The sequence below is a fragment of the Oceanobacillus manasiensis genome (assembly GCF_000724085.1).
In the GTDB taxonomy this organism is placed as follows: domain Bacteria; phylum Bacillota; class Bacilli; order Bacillales; family Amphibacillaceae; genus Oceanobacillus_B; species Oceanobacillus_B manasiensis.
In genome coordinates this window covers 1,253,402-1,275,077 of the sequence record NZ_CCDL010000001.1, presented here as the reverse complement: position 1 = coordinate 1,275,077, position 21,676 = coordinate 1,253,402, and the positions used below count along the sequence as shown (strand labels likewise).

Annotated in this window: 24 protein-coding genes, 2 pseudogenes and 1 riboswitch; of the genes and pseudogenes, 8 read left to right on the top strand and 18 right to left on the bottom strand. The window is 34.9% G+C overall.

The genetic code is table 11. From position 1 onward, the window contains the following. Nucleotides 1-45: 45 nt before the first annotated feature. Genes BN985_RS06390 through BN985_RS06380 form a run of 3 tightly spaced genes read right to left on the bottom strand, consistent with a single transcriptional unit; the run spans nucleotide 46 to nucleotide 2,410 of the window. Complete coding sequence (locus BN985_RS06390; RefSeq protein WP_042221885.1) at nucleotides 46-732, bottom strand: ABC transporter permease; 687 nt, start codon at nucleotides 730-732, stop codon at nucleotides 46-48. Then, complete coding sequence (locus BN985_RS06385; protein ID WP_232225545.1) at nucleotides 729-1,466, bottom strand: ABC transporter permease; 738 nt, start codon at nucleotides 1,464-1,466, stop codon at nucleotides 729-731. The genes BN985_RS06390 and BN985_RS06385 overlap by 4 nt, the downstream gene beginning before the upstream one ends. Further along, nucleotides 1,463-2,410: an ABC transporter ATP-binding protein gene (locus BN985_RS06380; protein WP_042221883.1), complete on the bottom strand. Its 948-nt coding sequence runs from the start codon at nucleotides 2,408-2,410 to the stop codon at nucleotides 1,463-1,465. The genes BN985_RS06385 and BN985_RS06380 overlap by 4 nt, the downstream gene beginning before the upstream one ends. A gap of 280 nt (nucleotides 2,411-2,690) precedes the next feature. Between BN985_RS06380 and BN985_RS06375 the strand changes: the two genes are divergently transcribed. Next, complete coding sequence (locus BN985_RS06375) at nucleotides 2,691-3,560, top strand: AraC family transcriptional regulator (RefSeq protein WP_042221881.1); 870 nt, start codon at nucleotides 2,691-2,693, stop codon at nucleotides 3,558-3,560. Nucleotides 3,561-4,411: 851 nt separating this feature from the next. On the opposite strand, the gene BN985_RS06365 is transcribed toward BN985_RS06375, so the two are convergent. After that, nucleotides 4,412-4,666, bottom strand: a complete 255-nt coding sequence (locus tag BN985_RS06365; RefSeq protein ID WP_052360624.1) for a hypothetical protein — start codon at nucleotides 4,664-4,666, stop codon at nucleotides 4,412-4,414. Nucleotides 4,667-5,184: 518 nt separating this feature from the next. After that, a riboswitch (SAM riboswitch) is annotated at nucleotides 5,185-5,286 on the top strand. A gap of 227 nt (nucleotides 5,287-5,513) precedes the next feature. On the opposite strand from BN985_RS06365, the gene BN985_RS06360 reads away from it, so the two are divergent. The 3 genes and pseudogenes from BN985_RS06360 to BN985_RS18980 all read left to right on the top strand — a co-directional run. After that, on the top strand, nucleotides 5,514-6,818 hold the full coding sequence (locus BN985_RS06360) for a Na+/H+ antiporter NhaC family protein (RefSeq protein WP_042221879.1): 1,305 nt from the start codon (nucleotides 5,514-5,516) through the stop codon (nucleotides 6,816-6,818). 85 nt (nucleotides 6,819-6,903) lie between these two features. Continuing rightward, nucleotides 6,904-7,374, top strand: a complete 471-nt coding sequence (locus BN985_RS06355; protein ID WP_042221878.1) for an S-ribosylhomocysteine lyase — start codon at nucleotides 6,904-6,906, stop codon at nucleotides 7,372-7,374. Nucleotides 7,375-7,604: 230 nt separating this feature from the next. After that, nucleotides 7,605-7,766, top strand: a pseudogene (locus BN985_RS18980) (IS1595 family transposase); the annotation flags it as partial. 11 nt (nucleotides 7,767-7,777) lie between these two features. On the opposite strand, the gene BN985_RS06350 reads toward BN985_RS18980, so the two are convergent. Further along, on the bottom strand, nucleotides 7,778-8,347 hold the full coding sequence (locus BN985_RS06350; RefSeq protein ID WP_042221874.1) for a DUF6434 domain-containing protein: 570 nt from the start codon (nucleotides 8,345-8,347) through the stop codon (nucleotides 7,778-7,780). Nucleotides 8,348-8,914: 567 nt separating this feature from the next. On the opposite strand from BN985_RS06350, the gene BN985_RS06345 reads away from it, so the two are divergent. Both BN985_RS06345 and BN985_RS06335 read left to right on the top strand, forming a co-directional pair. Then, nucleotides 8,915-9,991 (top strand): hypothetical protein, encoded by a 1,077-nt coding sequence (locus BN985_RS06345; RefSeq protein WP_042221872.1) that lies wholly within the window; start codon nucleotides 8,915-8,917, stop codon nucleotides 9,989-9,991. 600 nt (nucleotides 9,992-10,591) lie between these two features. Then, the gene (locus tag BN985_RS06335) at nucleotides 10,592-11,014 is read left to right on the top strand and encodes a DUF1801 domain-containing protein (RefSeq protein WP_042221867.1); all 423 of its coding nucleotides are present in this window, start codon (nucleotides 10,592-10,594) and stop codon (nucleotides 11,012-11,014) included. Nucleotides 11,015-11,143: 129 nt separating this feature from the next. On the opposite strand, the gene BN985_RS06330 is transcribed toward BN985_RS06335, so the two are convergent. The 4 genes from BN985_RS06330 to BN985_RS19190 all read right to left on the bottom strand — a co-directional run bounded on the left by BN985_RS06330 (nucleotide 11,144) and on the right by BN985_RS19190 (nucleotide 13,618). After that, on the bottom strand, nucleotides 11,144-11,518 hold the full coding sequence (locus BN985_RS06330; protein ID WP_042222975.1) for a VOC family protein: 375 nt from the start codon (nucleotides 11,516-11,518) through the stop codon (nucleotides 11,144-11,146). Nucleotides 11,519-11,654: 136 nt separating this feature from the next. Beyond that, nucleotides 11,655-12,323, bottom strand: a complete 669-nt coding sequence (locus tag BN985_RS06325) for a DNA alkylation repair protein (RefSeq protein WP_042221862.1) — start codon at nucleotides 12,321-12,323, stop codon at nucleotides 11,655-11,657. 223 nt (nucleotides 12,324-12,546) lie between these two features. Continuing rightward, the gene (locus BN985_RS06320; RefSeq protein WP_042221861.1) at nucleotides 12,547-13,233 is read right to left on the bottom strand and encodes an HAD family hydrolase; all 687 of its coding nucleotides are present in this window, start codon (nucleotides 13,231-13,233) and stop codon (nucleotides 12,547-12,549) included. Between the two features lie 217 nt (nucleotides 13,234-13,450). Continuing rightward, the gene (locus tag BN985_RS19190; RefSeq protein WP_198029977.1) at nucleotides 13,451-13,618 is read right to left on the bottom strand and encodes a GNAT family N-acetyltransferase; all 168 of its coding nucleotides are present in this window, start codon (nucleotides 13,616-13,618) and stop codon (nucleotides 13,451-13,453) included. A gap of 68 nt (nucleotides 13,619-13,686) precedes the next feature. Here BN985_RS19190 and BN985_RS19330 point away from each other — a divergent pair, with 68 nt between their 5' ends. Next, nucleotides 13,687-14,514, top strand: coding sequence for an AraC family transcriptional regulator (locus BN985_RS19330; protein ID WP_232225543.1), 828 nt, complete (start codon nucleotides 13,687-13,689; stop codon nucleotides 14,512-14,514). On the opposite strand, the gene BN985_RS19325 is transcribed toward BN985_RS19330, so the two are convergent. The 5 genes and pseudogenes from BN985_RS19325 to BN985_RS06290 form a co-directional block, all read right to left on the bottom strand. Beyond that, a complete protein-coding gene (locus BN985_RS19325; protein ID WP_232225576.1) occupies nucleotides 14,451-14,807 on the bottom strand; it encodes an MFS transporter in 357 nt (118 codons plus the stop codon). The two genes, BN985_RS19330 and BN985_RS19325, sit on opposite strands and share 64 nt — an antisense overlap. Before the next feature lie 5 nt (nucleotides 14,808-14,812). Next, entirely contained in the window at nucleotides 14,813-15,688 is an 876-nt protein-coding gene (locus tag BN985_RS06305; RefSeq protein ID WP_232225542.1) for an MFS transporter, read from the bottom strand. 512 nt (nucleotides 15,689-16,200) lie between these two features. After that, nucleotides 16,201-16,863, bottom strand: coding sequence for a DNA alkylation repair protein (locus tag BN985_RS06300; protein ID WP_042221859.1), 663 nt, complete (start codon nucleotides 16,861-16,863; stop codon nucleotides 16,201-16,203). Between the two features lie 113 nt (nucleotides 16,864-16,976). Continuing rightward, nucleotides 16,977-17,411 (bottom strand): annotated as a pseudogene (locus BN985_RS06295) (GrpB family protein). 215 nt (nucleotides 17,412-17,626) lie between these two features. After that, nucleotides 17,627-18,073 (bottom strand): HIT family protein, encoded by a 447-nt coding sequence (locus BN985_RS06290; protein ID WP_232225541.1) that lies wholly within the window; start codon nucleotides 18,071-18,073, stop codon nucleotides 17,627-17,629. Nucleotides 18,074-18,700: 627 nt separating this feature from the next. Here BN985_RS06290 and BN985_RS06285 point away from each other — a divergent pair. Further along, nucleotides 18,701-19,519, top strand: a complete 819-nt coding sequence (locus BN985_RS06285) for a TraX family protein (protein WP_042221856.1) — start codon at nucleotides 18,701-18,703, stop codon at nucleotides 19,517-19,519. A 283-nt stretch (nucleotides 19,520-19,802) separates the two neighbouring features. On the opposite strand, the gene BN985_RS06280 is transcribed toward BN985_RS06285, so the two are convergent. The 4 genes from BN985_RS06280 to BN985_RS06265 all read right to left on the bottom strand — a co-directional run bounded on the left by BN985_RS06280 (nucleotide 19,803) and on the right by BN985_RS06265 (nucleotide 21,671). After that, the gene (locus tag BN985_RS06280) at nucleotides 19,803-20,201 is read right to left on the bottom strand and encodes a VOC family protein (protein WP_042221850.1); all 399 of its coding nucleotides are present in this window, start codon (nucleotides 20,199-20,201) and stop codon (nucleotides 19,803-19,805) included. Between the two features lie 201 nt (nucleotides 20,202-20,402). Beyond that, a complete protein-coding gene (locus BN985_RS06275; RefSeq protein WP_042221849.1) occupies nucleotides 20,403-20,945 on the bottom strand; it encodes a hypothetical protein in 543 nt (180 codons plus the stop codon). A gap of 29 nt (nucleotides 20,946-20,974) precedes the next feature. Then, entirely contained in the window at nucleotides 20,975-21,358 is a 384-nt protein-coding gene (locus tag BN985_RS06270) for a VOC family protein (protein ID WP_042221848.1), read from the bottom strand. A gap of 34 nt (nucleotides 21,359-21,392) precedes the next feature. Continuing rightward, nucleotides 21,393-21,671, bottom strand: a complete 279-nt coding sequence (locus BN985_RS06265; RefSeq protein WP_042221847.1) for an ArsR/SmtB family transcription factor — start codon at nucleotides 21,669-21,671, stop codon at nucleotides 21,393-21,395. Between the last annotated feature and the right edge of the window lie 5 nt (nucleotides 21,672-21,676).

The following is a 21,676-nucleotide window of genomic DNA, read 5'->3' as shown; positions in this document are numbered from 1 at the left end:
ACAAATTGGTGAAGATAATTTGTGCTTGATTACACACTTAAAGAACTATGTTAATCTTCTTCTACTTCCCAATAATAAAAATGCTATGCAAAATAGTATCATGACCACTAGTGGGGTGCCGAGATCCTTTGCTTGCGTTCCATAAGCCACGATAAGTGTGCTTTCTGCTGCCCAATAGGTTGGCAACAGCATTACGGCCTGCTGAAGGTATTCGGGCATTGCTTCGACTGGCCACATGACACCACCAAGCATCCCCATAAGGACGATGACTCCTCCTAGAATACTGAAGGCTGTTTCCATATGACGGAATAATGAATACCAAGCCAATGAAAACCCTAATGCCGTCATGGAAAAAACAGTATAGATAATAAAAAGTAGGATCGGCGATGGTAAATTCTCTCCATGTACGATAACTCCTAGAAAAACGAACACCAGGTTAACAACAGTCAAAATGACCGTGTAGGCTAATAAATTTTGAAACAAGTACTGGAAATGGCTAATAGGTGAGGCACTGAGACGCAATAATGTCTTATTAGTCCGGTCCTCTAATGTAATTCCTCCAAGCCGTGCTGCCAAGAGCAACAATAGTAGACTATAGTAATGAAAACCTAACGGAATTGGTGGCCATGCTGCTGTCGGGATAAATACCGATCCAATGGGTAAAACAAATAAAAAGACGATATTAGATTTTTTTCGAAAGAAACGTTTAAAAACAAAGGTAAATATGGTCATATAAGTTTCCGCCTTCCAAAATACACAGCTGTTATTGCCAAAACAAGAGCTAGGGCAATAAATATGACCAAACTAATGATAGCTTTCTCTATATTTTCACCTGTTATAGTTGCAAATATCATATTTTGTCCAAGAGAAAAGGGGTTGCTATATGTCGATAGAAAGGAAAAAAATGGACCATCCGGCAGTGGAAACCATACCTCGCCAAGCATAAGGCAAGCGAGCCCAAATCCAGTACCTAGTCGTTCAGCCGTTTTATATTTTTTCACCCCTAATACAAAATTAATAAACACGAGTTGAATAACAGCTGTTACAAGCAGAATGATGAAAAAGACAATCCCTAAATTTCCCCAATTAACGTTGTAAACAAAAATGGTATAAAAGACTACTAGTAAACTCTGTAGCACATTAAATAGAGAACACGAAATTAAAATAGCATAAGCATGGTTATGAATTCCATATGGGAGCGAGTAAATTCTCCATTTCATGGAAGACATAAGGTCACCTCTCACATATTCCATGGTATAAAATCCACCAAACATTATAAAAGCGAATACCATTGTCACGGCAACCTCATCCATCATGGGTATGCCAAGCGGTTCACTCACCGCACCATCTGCTATCAGTGCTAGGACAGAGATGAGGGCGATCGGCAATAGTAACAGTATGGCCATGCCAATATAATCACGGAGCATCCGACGAAAGATGAAATAACTAGCTTTCATCAGCATCATTCTTCTTCGCCTCCATCACGAAGTCGTTTTCCCGTTAGCGTTAAGAAAACATCTTCTAAGGTTGGCTTTTCTGCTGAGATGGAATGGATTCCACCAAACTCCCTAGCAATCGAAAGGACGCGATCAAGGTTGCCTGATTCTACTTGAGAAATGATATGAATTTCTTTTTCATTTTTGAGTACTTGTTTTACTCCATCCAACTTACGAAGTCTTTCTAGAAGATCATCCGTTGGCGCCGCTACTTCCAGTTTTATTTTTTCTTCATACTGAATCTTTTTCACTAGCTCGTCAATCGTGCCATTCGCGATGATATGCCCTTGATCCATGATGACGACGCGTGATGCGAGATTTTGAATTTCTTCTATATAATGTGTAGTGTAAAGAATAGTTGTACCTTGCTGATTCAGTTGCCGAATCGTCTCTAAGATATGGTTTCGAGATTGCGGATCAATCCCAACGGTTGGCTCATCCATAATAAGGAATTTTGGTCGGTGGACGAGAGCACAAGCAATATTTAGGCGACGTTTCATCCCTCCAGAAAATTTAGCAGGGAGTTTTCGGGCGTGCTCTGATAACCCTACAAATTCCAACGTTTCGTCAATTCTCTTTTTTAACTTCTCTCCTTTAAGACCATATACCCCACCAAAAAACGCGAGGTTTTCTTTTGCAGTCAGGTCTGTAAATAAGGTGATTTCCTGTGTGACAAGTCCAATTTGTCGTTTGATTTCTAACAAATTAGCTTTCTGTTCCTTGCCAAATACTTCGATAGCTCCAGAGTCAAATCCATGAATTCCTGCTAGCGCATGAATTAAAGTGGTTTTACCTGCTCCATTTGGACCTAATAAACCAAGGATTTCACCATAGGCAATATCCAGATCTATATTGTCCAAGACTATATGAGAACTATACCTTTTTACTATATCTTTCATATGAACAATTGCCATAAAATATCCTCCTTCAACACTTCATATTATCATCATAATTTTTTTATGTATTACCGGGGTAGTTACAAATGTAATGAATAACTAGAGTGTTTATTATACTCTTTGTTACATGCTTCAAAACCATAAAACCTTCCTATTGTTCCAACTTGTCCTATTACCTACTGCTTACCATTTTTCCTTACCCTTCTGCCAATATTAACGAATCGATATTTATTACGTAAAACATGTCGAGTAATTGAAATACTACTTTGCTATCATATAGACAGAAAGGAGGGATAACGTGTTAAAAGAATTAAACCAAGTCATTGAATATATTGAAGAACGGTTAACAGATGATTTGTCGCTTGAAACGATTTCTGATTATGCTGGGGTTTCAGACTATCATTTTAGAAAAATATTCTTTTACCTTGCAGGAATGACACTAAATGAGTATATAAAAAACAGAAGATTATCAGAGGCAAATAAAGAATTATTACAAGGTGAAAAAGTAACAGATGTTGCTTTTAAATATGGATATCAGTCAGTAGATGGCTTTACCAGAGCATTTAAAAAGTGGAATGGTTTTTTACCTTCAGAGGTAGTGAAAAAAGGAGTAAGCAAAACGTTTCCGAAGTTCACGTTTGTCATAACAGTTAAAGGAGGAACAACGATGGAATTTAGAATAGAAGAAAAGCCCGCATTCAACTTAGTTGGTGTAAGTAAACGGGTGCAGATGCAATTTGAAGGTGTTAATGACGCGATTGTCGAGCTGGCTAAGAGCATAACGGAAAAGCAAAAGGAAGAAATGCATGCACTAAAAAATATAGAACCGTATGAAATTGTGAATGCATCCTATGATGCTGATGCTCAGTTTTTAAAAGAAGAAGGCGATTTAACACACTTAATCGGTGTATTAACAACGGAAAATAAAGTCAGTAATCAATTAGATAAAGTAGCAGTTGATGCCTGTACATGGGCGATATTTCCTAACGAAGGGCCGTTTCCATCAACACTACAAGAAACCATGGCAAAGACCTATTCAGAATGGCTTCCCTCTTCCGATTATGAAGTCATCCCTGCCCCAACCTTTTCGTTTACTAAAATGGACGAACAGAAAAAGGATTACGCGTATAGTGAAGTTTGGATTCCAGTAAAGAAAAAAGAATCATGAAACATTTCAACCAATGAAGAGCAACGCTGATATGTTGGCGTTGCTCTTTTTGGATGGTCGAGCCGCTTTTACCTATTGATTAATCAATAGTTCTATAAAGCTAGTAATACATACACCCGTCACCCCTCACCCAGGAATGCGTAGCACATAAAGGACATTCGCAAGGGATATCATCACTTAACATAAAATGGGCTATGCCAATCCACATACTTCGTACTTACTTGATGGTTTTATTTTTGAAGGAAAACGTATTATGATGAAGGAGATCTATGTACTATTTGAAGAAAAATCTTATATGCACATATTGAACAGACCAGGAGAGATAAAGTAAACAAATAGCAAAACAATTGTTGTTTTAAATGCTGTAATCGGGCCATTTTGCGGCACAAGAGTTATATCATTTTTTAGATTGAATGAGGTGAATAAATGCTAAGACACATTATATTTTTCATAGTAGTATTTGGTGTTACTTTGATTCTGAATCTCACACTTCCTTTTTACAACCTAGATATATTAGAAATATTAATTTTCTCAATGGTCGCTACATTTTTTAATTGGCTAATAAGCTTGCCAACATCTAAAAAAAACAAATCGGGTGAAAAATAATTGTTTCGCTCTAAAAACTAAACGTTTTTTGAATCTACTAACCTCCTTCTATGAAAAAAGCCCCCTACAAACTGCAGAGGGGCTCAATTGGCATTAGCATTTCTTCTTTAGTAATTTTTCTGTAACAAGAAAAATGCAGAACGATGAAGTTTAATTAAAAGTAAGTAAGCAAATTTCTTGAATTACTACGCCTTTTTTAGGTGATATGTTGACTATGACATATATAAGTCCTATCTTCGATTTAACTATCCTTTTCCTTGAGATTTAAACCATTGTGCAAAAAACAGTAAAATAATTAACGTAATAACAGGGAAGATAATACTCCAACTGGATAATCCCCCCTCAAATAATATTAATTCCAACAAAATATTTGCTACTAAAGTAATGATGACTCCTAATGTAATTTTTTTAGTAATAAAAGCGCCCAAAAGGCCTAACCCTATAACAATAAAAGGTATTATTACTAATTGTAAAATAAACGGATCAACCCCAACTATCATAAAAATCCACCCTTTTCTAATACTATCTTTAATTGCATAAGAATAATATTTACTTGATTTTGCATCAACTTCTAAATTGTACAACAAAAGAGCAATAAATTATCTGTTTTTCTATAAAATTCCAGTAACAAAAGTACTTCTTAACTACTCTTGTTCTTTTAGCATTTTTTTCATGTTATATAGTAGAAAAATTGTTATTATATTTAAGCCTCCGGAAATCCCACAAATCATTGCTACAGTAGTACCCATTCATATACCTCTTAAATTTAAACTGTTTTCTATTCATCTAACCAATAAGGATTCTTCCGGGACAAGCTTATGCCAGTAACCATAATGGGCTCTTAAATAATCATATAGAGTCCAACTGAAACCACTTTTAAATTTTGAGGTGACCGTTAGATCAGTGGTTATATATTTTTCTTTCAACTATAAAATATGTGGATTCATTTTAGAATTCCTTCTTGACGGCTAAATCATTTTCGTGTATCTTTAATTCTACAAATTACATATCGCGAATTTTCTTATCCAGAGAGGTGGAGGGACTGGCCCTACGATACCTCGGCAACAGCTCTTTAAGAGTAATGTGCCAATTCCAGAAGCGTAACGCTTGAAGATAAGAAGAGTATTTTAACGGTGACGTTTTAAGGTCTCTTCTTGTTAAAGAAGAGGTTTTTTTATTTGATTAATAAAGTACAAGCTTTGCAAAAGGGGGATGTCGGTGTTATCAGGCAAAGCCGGTTTTAATCGACCTACCTCTAATTACCGAATCTATAAAGACTTTCACCGCAAGGGTACCTGTTTCATGAGTATCCACTAAGCAAAAACAAATCAAAGGAGGGTATATTTGATGGCTACTGTGAAAAAAGGTAACCTTTTTGCATTACTTCCATTATTTATTTTTATATCGCTATTTATTGGTACTGGTATTATTTCTGGAGACTTCTCCAATATGCCACTAAATGTTGCGATTATTATCGCATCAGCTTTTGCCCTCGCCATGAATAGAAAAGAAAAATTGTCTAATAAAATTGAGATATTTGCGAAAGGGGCAGGACACCCAAATATTATTTTAATGGCTGTTATTTTTGTAATGGCTGGTGCATTCGCTCAAACAGCTAGGGACATGGGTGCTGTCGACGCTACCGTCAACTTGGGCTTATCGGTTATTCCTCCTAATCTATTAATGGTTGGACTATTTGTGGTTGGTTGTTTCATCTCTGTTGCAATGGGAACATCGATGGGTACAGTGGCTGCACTAGCACCAATTGGAATTGGGATCGCGGAACAAACAGGCATACCGATAGCGCTTGCCATGGGCACCGTTATGGGTGGTGCAATGTTTGGTGATAACTTATCGATGATTTCCGATACAACCATTGCAGCAGTCCGGACACAGAAAACAAAAATGAGTGATAAATTTAAAACGAACTTTTTCATTGTGCTACCTGGAGCTATCGTTACAGCGATTCTTTTATGGACTATTACCGCTGGAGCTCAAATTGATACCATAGGCGTTTACTCGTATGATTTTGTTAAGGTTTTACCTTATATAGGGGTACTTATTGCCGCATTAGCTGGTGTTAATGTGTTAGTTGTATTAATTAGCGGAATCGTTTTTGCCGGTATCATTGGTTTAGTAGACGGTTCGTATACGTTGAGTAGTTTCGTTCAAGCTGTTTCTCAGGGAATCCTGAACATGGAGGATATCGCAATCGTTGCCCTATTAATCGGTGGTATGATTGGAATCATCCAACATAATGGTGGGATTCAGTGGTTATTAAACTTTGTAACGAGTAGAATCAAAACGAAAAAAGCTGCGGAACTTGGTATTGCAGGTTTAGTAAGTGCAACTAACATATCAACTGCCAACAACACCATTTCCATTATCGTCACAGGCCCATTAGCAAAAAATATTTCAGATGAATACAATATTGATCCTAGAAAATCAGCAAGTATACTTGATATATTTGCTGGTGGATGGCAGGGACTCGTCCCATACGGTGGTCAAATGCTTGCAGTATCAGGTTTAGCAGCTATATCACCAATAAGCATCTTGCCATATTCTTTCTACCCGATTGCAATCATCCTAAGTGGAATTGTTGCCATTCTAATTGGCTTCCCTAAATTCAAAGAAAAGAAAGCCAGCTCATAAAAATGGAAAAATAGCGTAACGAAACCCCAAATCTGGTAAAATGTATATAAATTCTGAAAAAATCATAATATTAGGAGTGGAAAACATGGTTAAAAAAATGAACGTAGAAAGTTTTAATCTTGATCACACAAAAGTGAAAGCACCTTATATTCGTCTAGCAGGCACAACAACTGGAGCAAACGGAGACGTTGTTCACAAATACGACCTTCGTCTAAAACAACCAAACCAGGAGTATATGGAAATGCCTGCACTCCATTCACTAGAACATTTAATGGCTGAGAATATCCGCAACCATCATAGTAATGTCATTGATTTAGGCCCAATGGGATGTCAAACAGGTTTTTACTTATCAGTTATTAATCATGATAACTACGATGAAGTATTAGATGCCGTTGAAGCAACGCTAAAAGATATTTTAGAAGCAACAGAAGTGCCAGCATGTAATGAAGTGCAATGCGGGTGGGCAGCAAGCCATAGCCTAGAAGGCGCTAAAGCATTAGCAGAAGAATTTCTTGCTAAACGATCAGAATGGCATATCGTATTTAATGAAGAATAAGAATGAGAGGTGAACAGTCAATTGGCTGTCCACCTTTTTTTGTTTATGTATCTGGGGATGTGTCAAACTAAATAAAAAGGGAAAATGCCAATCACTTAAGGTTAGAGTCAGTTTATCCTTTCATTTAATGAAAGGCTGTATTCATATAGATTGTTGCTTTCTTAAACACATTTTTAAAAGGTTGATATAATGGGGTTTTAAGAGGCGTTCAAGTATGTAGAAAGATGTATATGAAGGGTTGGATGGAACGTTTTCAAAGGGTGGCAACCATATACTTAGATAATTACCTCAACTGGTTCCGTTGGCTTGAAATAGGCAAGCAAGTAGCAATTGATGAAAGAGTCAAACAAATACTTGCTTCTGCCTGTCGAAAATCAAAGTTGAAATGTTGAGATGTACCTAACTAATTATTAGACTTATATTTATTGCTTCCTGGGAGTTTTTTGATGTGGTTCCAGGCTTCAATTGCTTCCTCACGACTTTTCCCTTGATTGTTAGAGTCGGCAAAAAAATCACGAATAAATTGATTGTATTCAAATTGAGGAGCGATTTTTTTCTTGTATGATGGGTCTTTCTTTCGTTCTTCTTCTTTATACCAAGCATCTACAACATCTCGATACGTTTTCCCATTGTTGTTTTTAAAATAGTTTTGAATATAGGTAGAAAAATGAAAATTAGGGATAACTGACTTGAAAAAGGCTCTTACATTTTGACTACAACGATGGTTATCCGAAATAACCGTATTAAGACTTAAATCGACCTGTGGCTCCGACTTATTATTTACCTTTGATTTTCTAATTGGCTTTTTTACCTCTCCCGTTAGAAGAAAGGTTTCAATTCTATCAGAAATCTCTATTTTTGAACCAGAAGCACTTATTCCATTTTCTTTGCAAAACGATTGTAATTCTTCTTTCAACCAATAGAATTCTTTAAAACTACTTACACTAATATCTCTTGTTAGGCTTGGTCTCATATTTCCCACCTCCATATACACTTATTTCCATTATAGAACAATTGTTCCTATTAATCAAAAATAGTTATAAGAAAAAGCAACAAATTTTACGAAAACAGCCTAATGAAACAATTGAATGCGTAGTAGCTTTGTACCCTTTATTGGTTATCGCCCTAAACTTTGTTATAATGCCTATCAATCTACTTAAATCACATAACCTCATCTTACCAGTGTGCTTGAAGTTTATTACCATTTGGATCAAAAAAATGAAAATATGCATGTCCGTTATCTTCCTAAATGCTGATTCATTGTCAATCGTAAAATGTGCAAATATTTCACAGTCGAAACTAAAATGAGTAAAAAATAGTCTTTCATCGCAAATGGATCCTCCGTTATGGATTTATATTGGAGAGGCTCTTATATATAAGTTTCTCCCTAAAATGAAACTTTCATTTTAGCACTACTCAAACTTATACTGCTCATTAAAGATTTACGTATTGAAAGAAACCGCTTAAATTATTGCACCTGTTTAATTAAGTACATTATGGAAATGATACAAATAATCGTTTTAAAAAAGAGGGGTTCCATATGAACTTTACAGTAAATGAGCCAATCAAGCTCTTTGATCAACTAGATGGCTATGGTGGTATACATAACGTATTAGGTTTAGGCGATCCACATGTTGTAAAAATTCAAAACCAATGGTGGATGTTTATTGGCGGGTTTCAGACTAATTTTAAGAATAATGTTTTTACAGCTAGCCTTCCTGAAGGGAAAACGCTCAGCTCTAATGAATGGCGAATTACGACTAAATCAGGGAATCCAAGTATGGCAAATCCAATAGTGGAAAATTCAAAGAAAGGGAGTTGGGATTACTTTGGTTTTCATACACCATTTTATGCTTCTGGAATAGATGCAAATGGGGATATAGTGGAACGTGTGTATTATACAGGAAGAGGCTCAAGAAAAGTGGTTGATAATACATCCCCTTATTCAATTGGACTGATAGAAAAAAGAGGAGGTGTTTGGCAACGTCATCCAACACCAGTTCTAGTGGGAACGACAGAGAGCATCAATGTTCTTGAACCAAAAGTAAGCTATATCGAGGGGAAATGGAGAATGTGGTATGTAACGACAAGGCAAGAAACTGGAAAGAAGGGGACCCCTCAATATAGTGTTAAATATGTAGAAAGCGATGATGGTTTACACAACTGGTCTCAACCTAAAACATTATTTACTGAAGATGAGAATTTCTACGATGCAACTGTCCATAAATCTAATAGGGGCGGGTATGAAATGGCTGTTTGTAGAAGTACAAATTTATATGGTAGGCAACCATTTCCTAAACAAGGTTTGTGGTTATTGGAAGGTTCCAAACCGAATGGAGACCGGGAAAACTGGTCTCGTGTACCTGAGTTAATCTTGGATTGTGATGAAGGTCTGGAATGGTATAGGAATGGAATTGGATATCCTAACGGTTACTATGGTGAATCCGAACATAATCAAGATACTTTATATCTATTCTTTACCGGGCTACACCAAAAACGTAACTGGTTGACTATTTCTTTGTCAAAATTAATAAAAAGAGAACTTCCGCCTTTCCCTTCGCCATTTTACTTTACTATTGGAAAAGTTGAACTTAAAAGGAATAATTCCCCATTGTAATAATCGACTAGTCGCATATCATTTTTGCTACCATTACTTCTACCTTCAAGTAACTGTAGGTTCGGAAATCTATTACGTATCCCACGCCTCCTTTCTATATCTTTTTCAGATGTAACTAATTATTATTTTCGTTTGTTAACTTCAATTATAATGAACTCCGGCATCGCTCAGCTAAAAATTCACCTTTCCCCCTAGCAGTCTATACCTACTTGTATTTTAAAAATATCTAGTGTTTCACTAAAAAGCAAGAATAGTCAAGAAATGTATTATAATGTTTGGTAAACTAATAATGAAAGGTAAATTTAATGAATGCTATCAAAAATAAGCAGTTGGAAGTTATTATCCCTATTCTTTTTTATATACAAGCAAATTTACATGAGATCTTAGATTTGAAGACGGTCTCACTCAAGCAAAGGGTGCTTAAAGAATTTCGCAAACAGAAAAAGTTTCCATTAATTTATTCTGCTTGCTTCACTTTTCAATAAGTAGGACAGTATGCTAATTCTTGTAAAAAATCTATTCTTAAAGAGTTAACATTTTTAACTGGGCAAGTATTATTGACCTTGTACTAAAATACTTAGAAAATAGGAGAGAGTAAATATGTATGAACCGAAGATGAAAGAAACCGAAAATAGTGTAATTAAGTTTATTGAAAGTGTGGAAAATGAGAAGAAGAAGGCAGATGCCTACCAGTTACTAGAGATCTTTGAAGAGGTAACTGGTTACGATGCAAAAATGTGGGGTCCTAGTATTATAGGCTTTGGCAGCTATCACTATAAGTATGCTTCAGGACGTGAAGGAGATGCACCATTAGTGGGTTTTTCACCGAGAAAGGCGAAAATTAGTCTTTATTTGTCTTATGAAAGTGAGGAAAGAGAGAATTTACTAGAATGCTTTGGAAAATACAAGAAGAGTAAGGCTTGTATTTATGTTAATAAATTAGCTGATATCGATACCAATGTATTAAAGGATTTAATTAAACTTACAGTAGAGACATATCAGAATCTTTATCCGGAAGAATAAAAGTTGGTGCATTGTAATAAATCCATACCCTACTAATTCAACAAAAAAGGGCGTAAACCCTTTATTGGTTAACGCCCTAAAAACTTTGTTATTATCTCTATCAAACTACTTAAACCACATAATCTCATCTTACCAGTGTACTTGAAGTTTATTACCATTTGGATCAAAAAAATGGAAATAAGCATGTCCGTTATCTTCTTGTATTTCCTCCACCTTAACACCATTATCAATAAGATGTTGATGGAAACCACTTAAATCTGGACTTGTAAAGCCAATGCTAAATGCTGATTCATTATCAATTGTAAAATGTGCAAATGTTTCATCTTCAGTAGGAACTAAAGTAATCAGAAAAGGCCCTTCATTAACTTTAAAAATCGCAAATGGATCCTCCGTTATGGATAACAACTGAAGCCCTAATACATCTTGATACCAGTGTGCAGACTGCTCTAAATCTCTAACAGGGATTCTAATGTAGTGAACTTGTTCTATAAATGATTTTCTCATCATTATATCTCTCCTTTATTTAATTAGATATAATAAAATATTCAAAATTAGAAGCCTGAATCAACTGATCCTGTGATTTAACACCAACGTCTATAGCAATTACCACTATTAGACGAGTTGAGTTTTTCATAGTTAACTAATTATTCCGCCTTTTGTTAACTTCAATCCTAATGAACTCCGGCAAATAGCTGGGGGTACATCCTTTTGATACTTTTTCATCTTTGTAAAGGCCCGTTTTCTCACCAAGTTTAATACAACGGGCACGATTATTTTCATCATATACGCCTATCCAGCCTGCGGTGAAATTCATAGCCCATTGAACTTCTGGTTCTTCCTGCGTAATATTAGCTTCCAATGCAGATAGCAAGTCTTCATTGTTATCAATTGGGGTTTTTCCAGTCCATCTCAATCGACCTTGATAATACCAGAAAGCTCGTCTTTGAAGAGCAGAAGGGCTATCTTCCCACGTCTCCATCAATGCAATTCTCTTCTTGTCTTTGGTGAGCTGATTAGCCATTAACCAATCAATTAAGTTATTCGCCTCTTCAAAAGTGTGCTTCTGCATATCCTTATCAAGCTGATTTAGCACATCTTCTGAAAGAAGTTTTTTGTCCATAATTAAGATTGCTAGTAGTCTGGGCAAATACGCTTCGGTTGACCAAAGTTCCATAGCTAGCTCGTGATCTTTTTTAATGTCCTTTGCGATTTTTCGTAAGTCGCCTAGCTTCGTTTTACTATTGATCTGAGATAGAATGTATTCTGCTTTTGAAGAGCGTTTTACTTCTGTATCTTTTTTTACATCCATTTTATACAACTCCTTTTTTAAAGCACTGTTTCATTGTGCTTGACGGTATATATAAGCAGTGGTGTGCCTCCAAAGTTTACCTTTTTTAATATTGTAGCATATGTGGGTATTAAAGCTTTCTCCACCTATAATAGATGAGCAACCATCTTTAATATAAAAATATATATTTACTTCCTTTTAATTGGATACGAAAAGAGTATTCCTTTTTAAAGAAACGCTCCCGTTACTTTAATAAAGTATTATCAAACAAAGATGTTAACTCATTAAGACTATGTATTACTTTTACATCACAATGTGTGATGTTATTTTTTCGGTTTAACCATATTCCCATCATCCCCGCGTTTTTACTTCCTATTGCGTCAGTTTCAAGTCTATCACCTACATAATAACTCTCATGAACTTGAACATTAGCTTGATCACACGCTTCTTGAAAGATATTAGGATTTGGTTTAGCCTCTCCTATTTCACTTGAAGTGATAATACATTCAAAATAACTATGTATTTTTATTAACTCTAACTTTTCTAATTGTTGATTATAATCACCATTACTTATAATCCCTAGGCGAATTCCCTGTTGTTTCAATTGCTGTAAGCAAGGAATTACATCTTTAAATGTTGACCAATTACTTTTGTATAAGTTCAAATAATTATTGAATTTAGTATCCGCTTTTTCGTCGTTTAAATGATGACCAAACAAATCTTTAATCCGCATTCTTCTTTGTTCTTGAAAGGACAATTCTTTCTCTAAAAACTGTTCAAAGTATTTTTTAGATAAAATATACCATAGATCAACAAATTCGCTTTCACTATATTCTAAATCCTTTTTATAAATTCTATAAAAATCAATTGCTCCCATTTTCTCTGCTAGGTCATGGTCAAGTAATGTTGCATCTATGTCAAAAAATATCACTATACTACTCCCCTTTGTTCCCATTATGAAAATCATGTTTTCTTCGTTTATTACACTATCTGCCCCGTTAGCTTAATAACCTCTAAACAAACACTAACATAATATTATAGAAATAAAATTTTAATCTTAGCCATAGTAAAAGGTAATTATACTTGAATCACCTTTTTTCAATATTGCACCCGTTAGCACAATAAGAATCGAGCTTCTATTAGCTAGTTTAGTTTGAGTACTTATTTTCACAAACTACAGGACCTAAAATAGAAAGTCCATATTTCACAATTGTTCCATTATTATCTTTTACAACCAAACATTTTTCTGATTGTTTAATTCTGTTCATAAGAAACTGACTTCTTCTGTTGCAATTAGCATAATGGAAGTGCTTCATTTATTTCCCCTCTCATTATGATACAATTTTTATAATAACTAAGAACTAAGAACTAAGAAGGTGATTATGTGAACGCAACAAAATTACTACTAGAAAATAATAACGGAGTTCTCTTATTAAAAAAAGATTTCAGTCAAGAAAGCAACTGGCGTACAGATGATTGTTATAAATTTATTTACTCTTTAAAGGGAACTATAGATTACCAAACGAACAGAAGTCAGATTACTCTTAATAACCAACAATTTATTTTATTTAATCCCCAAGATGAACATAAACAATTAGCAATAGATGATAGGAAGTTCTTAATTGAATTAAACCCTTCTTTTCTTAATAATATTTCTAAATCTCTATATCCCGTTCATACTGATATTCAGTTTGCTACAAATATCCAGAAAAATATTCAGATATCAAATTGGGTCAAGTTCGTATTAGATTTCGCACAACTTGAAAAAGATGATGAAAAATCCTTGGGGATATTTTTAGAACACAGTTTCACTCAATTGGCTTTAATGTTACTGAAAAGTGCTGTTGGAACCCATACACAGGATATAAAATTAAATACCTATAAAACAATAGATCCACAAATTTACAAAACAATACTAGCTTTAAAAGAGGATTATCAGCATTCTTGGACCTTGGATGAAATGGCAAAAGTAGCGAGATTAAGTAAATTTCAATTTGCCCATTACTTTAAAGACATCTTAGGGATTTCCCCATACTCTTGGTTACAAACTTACCGAGTTGTCAGAAGTCAGGAAATGCTTAAAAAAACAAATAAAACCGTATTAAAAATTGCAATGGACTGTGGCTTTTCATCTGTTACTGTTTATAATCAATTATTTAAGCGATTATATGGTATTACTCCTGGTGCTTTTCGAGAGATGTTTAATAGGTAAACTACTGAACAAATAACCATCATAATTCCACATATTACAAACAAGGTTCTTGGGGACAAGAATGAAGAAATGAATCCGAATACACCAAGAGAAATAGCATTTGATAAATATAGAAGAAATGCATTAAAACTAAAGCCCCTACCTAGTTTTTCTGTGGGAAGATATTTCTGTAACAAATATACTCGTGATAAGCCAGATAAAGGTAAGCCTATTGCTGCAACGACTATCCCTATAAAATAAAATGGAATGGTATACGCAAATCCTAAAAGGAGAATACCTATACCCCAAATCAATGAACCTAACAAACACTTAGATTCTTCCAAATTAATGGTATAAGCAGGTTAACTACAATAACGGCAGCACCATACCATCCTAAAAGTAAGCTATATAGTTCCTCTCCATTTGAGGTTGTTTCTATTAGTTGCAATAATAAACCAACTTGCCATACCCATGTATTGAAAAACACAATAATTCCTGTAACTATAAATAGGGTGCGAATTGTCTTTTGTTTTTTTACCCAAATGGAAAAGTCCTTTATTGAGATAAATATATCACTTACTTTTCTTTGGTTTGAACTTTCACTTGTTATACTTTTTTCCGTAAATTGAATTTTATAAATAAGAATCGCACTTATAAGGTATGTTAGTGCATCGAAAGTGAAAAAGTGTATAACATTAACTGTATTCATTAAACCTATGCTAACAATAGGTCCTAATACAGTAATGCCTCTTGTAACTGTGTCAAGCAAACTGTTAACAGAAGACCTTTCCTCTTCCTTTGTAATAATAGGTAATATAGCCCTATGGGCAGGATTAAAAAAACAGCCTAGGCACTGAATAAGAAAGCTCACAACTATTAAATGCCAATAGTTCAGCCACTCTAATTGGTGAAATAGCACTAGTGATAATGTTAGGGGTACTCTTATAAGGTCGAGTATTATTAATATCCTTTTTTTATCTACCCAATCAGCAATTACTCCCCCTACTAATCCAAATAAAAGATAAGGGACTACTTGTGACATTGCAACACCAGTTGTATGTATACTTGATTCCGTCATCTCATAAGCTAAAAATAGAAAGGCTAACCCAGATATAACACTCCCCAAACTAGAAGTCCCAGCTCCTAATAAGTAAAATAATATATTTCTGTTATTTTTTATAACTTTTAAATACACATTAAATCACCTCTTATTGAGTGTACTTTTTATTTGAGGTGATATCCTTACTTATATTGATAGATTTTCTTGCAAGAATATGATGTACTTACCATGTTTATGTAGCTTTAAAATAAAGATTAATCATAAGCACCTCCCAAACCAACATTTTACAATAAATAATAAGAATCCATTTTAAAATCAGATTGATTAAAATAAATTCTTATCCAGCAGATTTAAGTTTATCTCTTACCAGATGATAACGAATTATTGTTCATATTTTCCACCTTTAGGCAATCGTTGCTGCACAGTATCTAGTCTACTAAGAAAGACGCCCACTCAAAAAGTGATCGTCTTCTAGAATTTAAATTATAATACTTATATTGTCCTGCACATATGTAAAGTTGTTCTTCTTAAAGAGAAGCTCCCTACAAATCAAAAAGAGATAGGGGTTCATCCTTTAGATCTCCTTGCATATTCCACTAACTAGTTGCTATAACGCGCTGTTTTCTTTATTTTTCTGTCCAAGCCTATTACAACCGTTTGTTAACTTCAATCCTAATGAACTCCGGCAAATAGCTGGGAGTACATCCTTTTGATACTTTTTCATCTTTGTAAAGACCCGTTCTCTCACCAAGTTTTATACAACGTGCCCGATTCTGTTCATCATAAACGCCTATCCAGCCTGCGGTGAAATTCATAGCCCATTGAACTTCCGGTTCTTCCTGCGTAATATTGGCTTCTAATGCAGATAGCAAGTCTTCAGTGTTATCAGTTGGAGTTTTTCCAGTCCATCTCAATCGACCTTGATAATACCAGAAAGCTCGTCTTTGCAGAGCAGAAGGGCTATCTTCCCACGTCTCCATCAATGCAATTTTCTTTTTGTCTTTAGTGAGCTGATTAGCCATTAACCAATCCATTAAGTTATTCGCCTCATCAAAAGTGTGCGTCTGCATATCCTTATCAAGCTGATTTAGCACATCTTCTGAAAGAAGTTTTTTGTCCATAATTAAGATTGCTAACAATCTGGGCAAATACGTTTCGGATGACCAAAGTTCCATAGCAAGTTCATGATCTTTTTTAATGTCCTTCGCTATTTTTCGTAAATCGCCTAGCTTCGTTTCACTATTGATTTGAGATAGAATGTTTTCTTCTTTTGAAGAGCGTTTTATTTCTGCATCTTTTTTTACATCCATTTTTTTCAACTCCTTTAGTAAAGCACTGTTTCAAAAAACGCCCCCGTTAGTGCAAGCACAAAGTTTCACATACTTTGTACTGAAAAGCAGTAGAGCAGTCAAATCTACGGACATTACTTCATTGCTTTCTCTAATATCATAGCTATAAATTTAGTTTTTCCCTCGGTATACGTAGCTCGGTCTTTTGCAGTCTTTGCCAATTCATTTTTTAGCTGTTCATATTCCGTAACTGCCTCTGGATTGTTACGAAGATAATTTCGAAACAACAAATGTCTAGCTAATTCTTTACTATCTTTATTACACACATATAGGTGATGTTCCATCCAATGTGTATTTTTTCCATCCCAAGGAACTAAATTATCTTTTCTTCCGGAGGCTTCTCTCTCCTCAAAACTCTAATTTTCTTGATAATAATATCCTAGATTTCGGAGTCTTTTTATAACAGAAGGAAGAACGCCATAGCTTTCTATTACAACATCAATATCTAGAATTGGTTTCGCTCCTAATCCTTTCACCGATGTACTTCCTATATGTTCTACACATATTATTCAATCTCCTAAATTATTTTTCAGAATACCCTTTATTAATAAGAATGTTTTTTCCCATTTTTTATCGTATGGGAATATTTCAATACCAGACTGATAATTTTCTTTAAATGACATCTATACATAGCCTCCAAAAACTCTTCAGTGTTTTATTTTGAAAAACTAATCTTCGCCAAATAATAAAGGAATTTATTCTCCAACAATCCTGCCCCGTTACTTTAATAACTCTTATTCAAAGTTTCCCGTAAATTAGCACTTAGTGATATAAATTCTTCATTGAAAACTTCATTCTCTGGTTCCACCCAAGAAAACCCATCATTTAAAAAGCGTGGAATAATGTGCATATGATAATGTTCTACATCTTTAAAAATTCCATTGTTTTGCATTATTGTAATGCCGTCTGTGTTTAATAACTCTTCAAGAGCAGTAGCTATTCTTTGAGATGCAAGTATTACTTGTGTCAAACTTTCTTTATCAACTTCTCTAAACTCTTGATAATGATCCTTAGGAACTACTAAAATATGTCCCTTGTTGATAGGATATTTGTCCAAAAAACAACAAACATAAGCATCTTCGTAAATAATAAAGGCATCTTCTTTTTTAGAGATTATCTCACAAAAGATACAAGTATCCATACTATACCTCTCCTTATCCTCTTCTTCCACTCAACTGCCACTTTACTTCAACAAGAAAGGGTACTACTCCTGTATTGATCAGCCTTGTTGCACATTCGCACCCGATAGTGAAAGCGTGTTTTTGCTTAAAACGCTAGTTGATTTTAGACCTTTCATGTTATCAAAGCGTATTGATTCCCCTTTTAAATCGTGTCTTGGGACTGTTGTTAAATCCAATCGACAAATGAGACTTAACGTTCTACTAGTCTTCTTATTCACCTAGCTGTGTAAAGATTCAATTTACAATTAATTAACACTCTTAAAACATGAATGTGATAACATTTAGTTGAATTATACAGATAGATACAAATAGGGAGGAAGAAAACTGAGAAAGTTGTGAGCTCTATTATCCAACCCTTCGGCATTTACAAACCTAGTAAAACAAAATGAAAGTTAGTATTCGAACTAAACATCAAAGTTACTTGGTGCAGAAAACGATATGAAGTATTCTTGGTTTGCATCTAATCCCATTAGAGGAAGCATATCTGTGCATACCAGGATTCACTATATAATTTTTAACTTCTGTAAATTATTTGTAAAACTGAATTGTCAAAACGCTAAAGTATTGACTTGCTTTAGCGTTTTTCTTTTTACATCACATGGATAGGAGTTGTGTGAATGACTACAACCAAATTAAAAGTAATCGCCTTGATTGCAATGTTTATCGACCATGTTGGATTGTTTATTCCCAATACACCAGAATGGTTTGGGTGGGGAGGGAGAATAGCTGCTCCCATTTTTATTTATTGCGTTGTTATCGGATACAAACACACATCAAATAAAAGAAAGTACCTTACTTGCTTATACATATTTGCTGTTGGAATGGCTTTATTAAATCTGTTTATTAATCACCATGTTTATTACCTCTCTATGAGGGGAGTAATTGAGGATGACCAAGGTTATTATCTTTTAACTAACTTCTTTGCTCCTTTATTTTTTATTGTATTACTGCTGTTCCTTTTAGAATATAAAAAGATAAAATTGATTGTATTGTTATTTATATGGCAAGTTATTACAGCCGTTGTATTTACCTTAATAGTCGAGGTATACCCAATCCTCACTCTAACAAAGCCTATTCCAACATTGCAATTTCTTGGGTCCGTATTTGGAAATGCTTTGTTTATGGAAGGTAGCATAATATTCATTTTACTAGGGGGCATATTTTACTATATTGATAGAGAAAAAATAAATATAACGATTGGATACACATTGTTTTGTGGTATTGTTTTTTTGATTAGCCAAAAAATGAATCCAATGATGCCTATAATCCCTGCTTTATTTCCGTTTGCGGACTATCAGTGGTTGATGATATTAGCAACGCCACTTATCTTGCTATATAACGGCAACAAGGGAATGGGCTTGAAATACTTTTTTTATATATTTTACCCAGCGCACATTGTTATACTTTATTTTATTGGCTATTCGCTAAGGTTTTAAAAAAACTTACGGAATTACTGTCCAATTCACATTAAAGCACTAGTAAAAACACCGAAAAAATTAGTGAAGATTAAACGTTAATATAGACAGAAAGGAAGAGCTTGAATCGTTCTAATGATCCAAGCCTTTTTCTTGTATCCTTCTCTTTATAATCATTTTTTCCACTTCATTTCTTAAGCGAGAAGAGTTGACTAAATAGATCACCTTCTTCAACTCTTCCCCCCTTAAGTACAATTAGAAAAAGGATGCCTCTTTGTTGAAGATCCCACCCGTCAGTAAAATTCTATACAGGAGCAACAAGTTCTACTTTAATTCTATCTGGATCTTCAAAATAAACAGCATAATAATCATTTCCCCCAGCAAATGGGTGTTTATCTAAGTAAAGAATGTTGACTTTTCTTTCTTTCAATTTGTTCGTCATCTCGTCTACGTGTTGACGTGATAATGCGTGAAATGCTAGATGATTAAGGCCTACCCTGCATCTATGATATGGAACGTCTAGAAACCTATCTTCTGCCTGAACAAAAACGATATAAGTGTCACCCAGTTTCCAACTGTGCCCACTTTCCCATTCTTGAAAGGAAGCATAACCTAACTCTTCTAGAAACCATCCCCAAAATTCAACCGTTTGTTCTAAATCTGAAACATATATCTCTATGTGATGCATTAATCCTTGTGGCATATAAATCCCCCCTTGCTAGGTACTTATTAAATTCTCCCTTTAGTTTAATAAGCTAGCTTAATTTTAACATTAACTTCCATTCTATTCATACGAATTATTTAAATAATTAATTTATTTATCTAACTGGAAATACCATGTTATCTTTAACCGTAAAAAAAAGCTGAAGACCCCAGTCTCCAGCAACCTCTCGCTATGGTTTCACTATTTCCATATTCCCATATACTTTTTCTTGTACTTTTTGTCGTCCACCGTTTCAATCAAATCTAAAGCTGTCTGCTTGATAGACTCTTCATTATAATGATCATATAAATTCCGCATGTTTTGCAGGATGTCGTTTCGAATTAACGTATAATTCTTTTCACCTGTTCCTTTAAAGCGGTCCACCAAATATTCCATTACCATCTCTTTTTGCGGTGTACCAGCAATTCCGACCTTCCAGATGGATTGAAGGCTATGTCTAGCTGTCACGAACTTTTCATCCTTCGTTACCACCCATAACATTGGGAAATCATTCATCATTCTCGTCTCTGGATCGCTTTTAGCTAGGTTGGCTAGATATTGTGCTGCACGAGAGCGTTGATGATTATCTTTATGGGTTAAGTCCTCTAAAAGTTGGTCCCATACCTCATATGCCCAATCAACTTTTTGATCTGTTGCCTCTAAAATGGTTTGATAGGCTTCATAACGTTCCTCTTTATCACCTGATTTTGATTTTTCGAATGCTAATTCCATTTGACTATCCATAAATCTCTCCCCATTTTCCAAGTAAGCTTTTACTGCTCTATAATTTGAATCAGATTCCCACAAGTATCATCAAAAACAGCAATCGTGACATTGCCCATTTCTGTCGGTTCCATCGTAAACTGCACGCCTTTTTCCACTAGCTGTTTATACTCATCATGAATATCTGCAACCCCAAACATGGTTACAGGAATACCTTCAGCAAATAACCGCTGTTGATAATCCTTTGCGGCAGGGTGTTCATTCGGCTCAAGTAAAAGCTCTGTTCCGTCTTGGTCATCTTGAGATACAAGGGTGAGCCATCTATGTTCTCCTGCCGGCTCGTCATGCTTTTTTACAAATCCCAAGGTGTCGGAATAAAATGCTAATGCCTTCTCCTGGTCTTCTACAAAAATACTGGTAACAATAATTTTCAAAGTGGTTTCCTCCCTTATATGGTTGATTCTTAAACTACTCCAGCCACCCTTTCAGCAGATCTTTAAGTGGGGCGTTGTTGAAAATAAGTACTCGATATTTCCCCTTTCTTTTCGATTCAACGAGCGCAGCATCCTCTAGTACTGCAAGATGTTTTGCTATCGCTTGTCGTGAGATGGAAAGGTCATGCTTCATAATTAGTCGTGTTGTAAGTTCATACAACGTTAACTCATTACGCTCGGCTAGCTCATCTAAAATAAGCCTCCGTGTGACGTCACTAAGTGCTTTGAATACCGCGTCTTTGTCCCAATTCATGTACC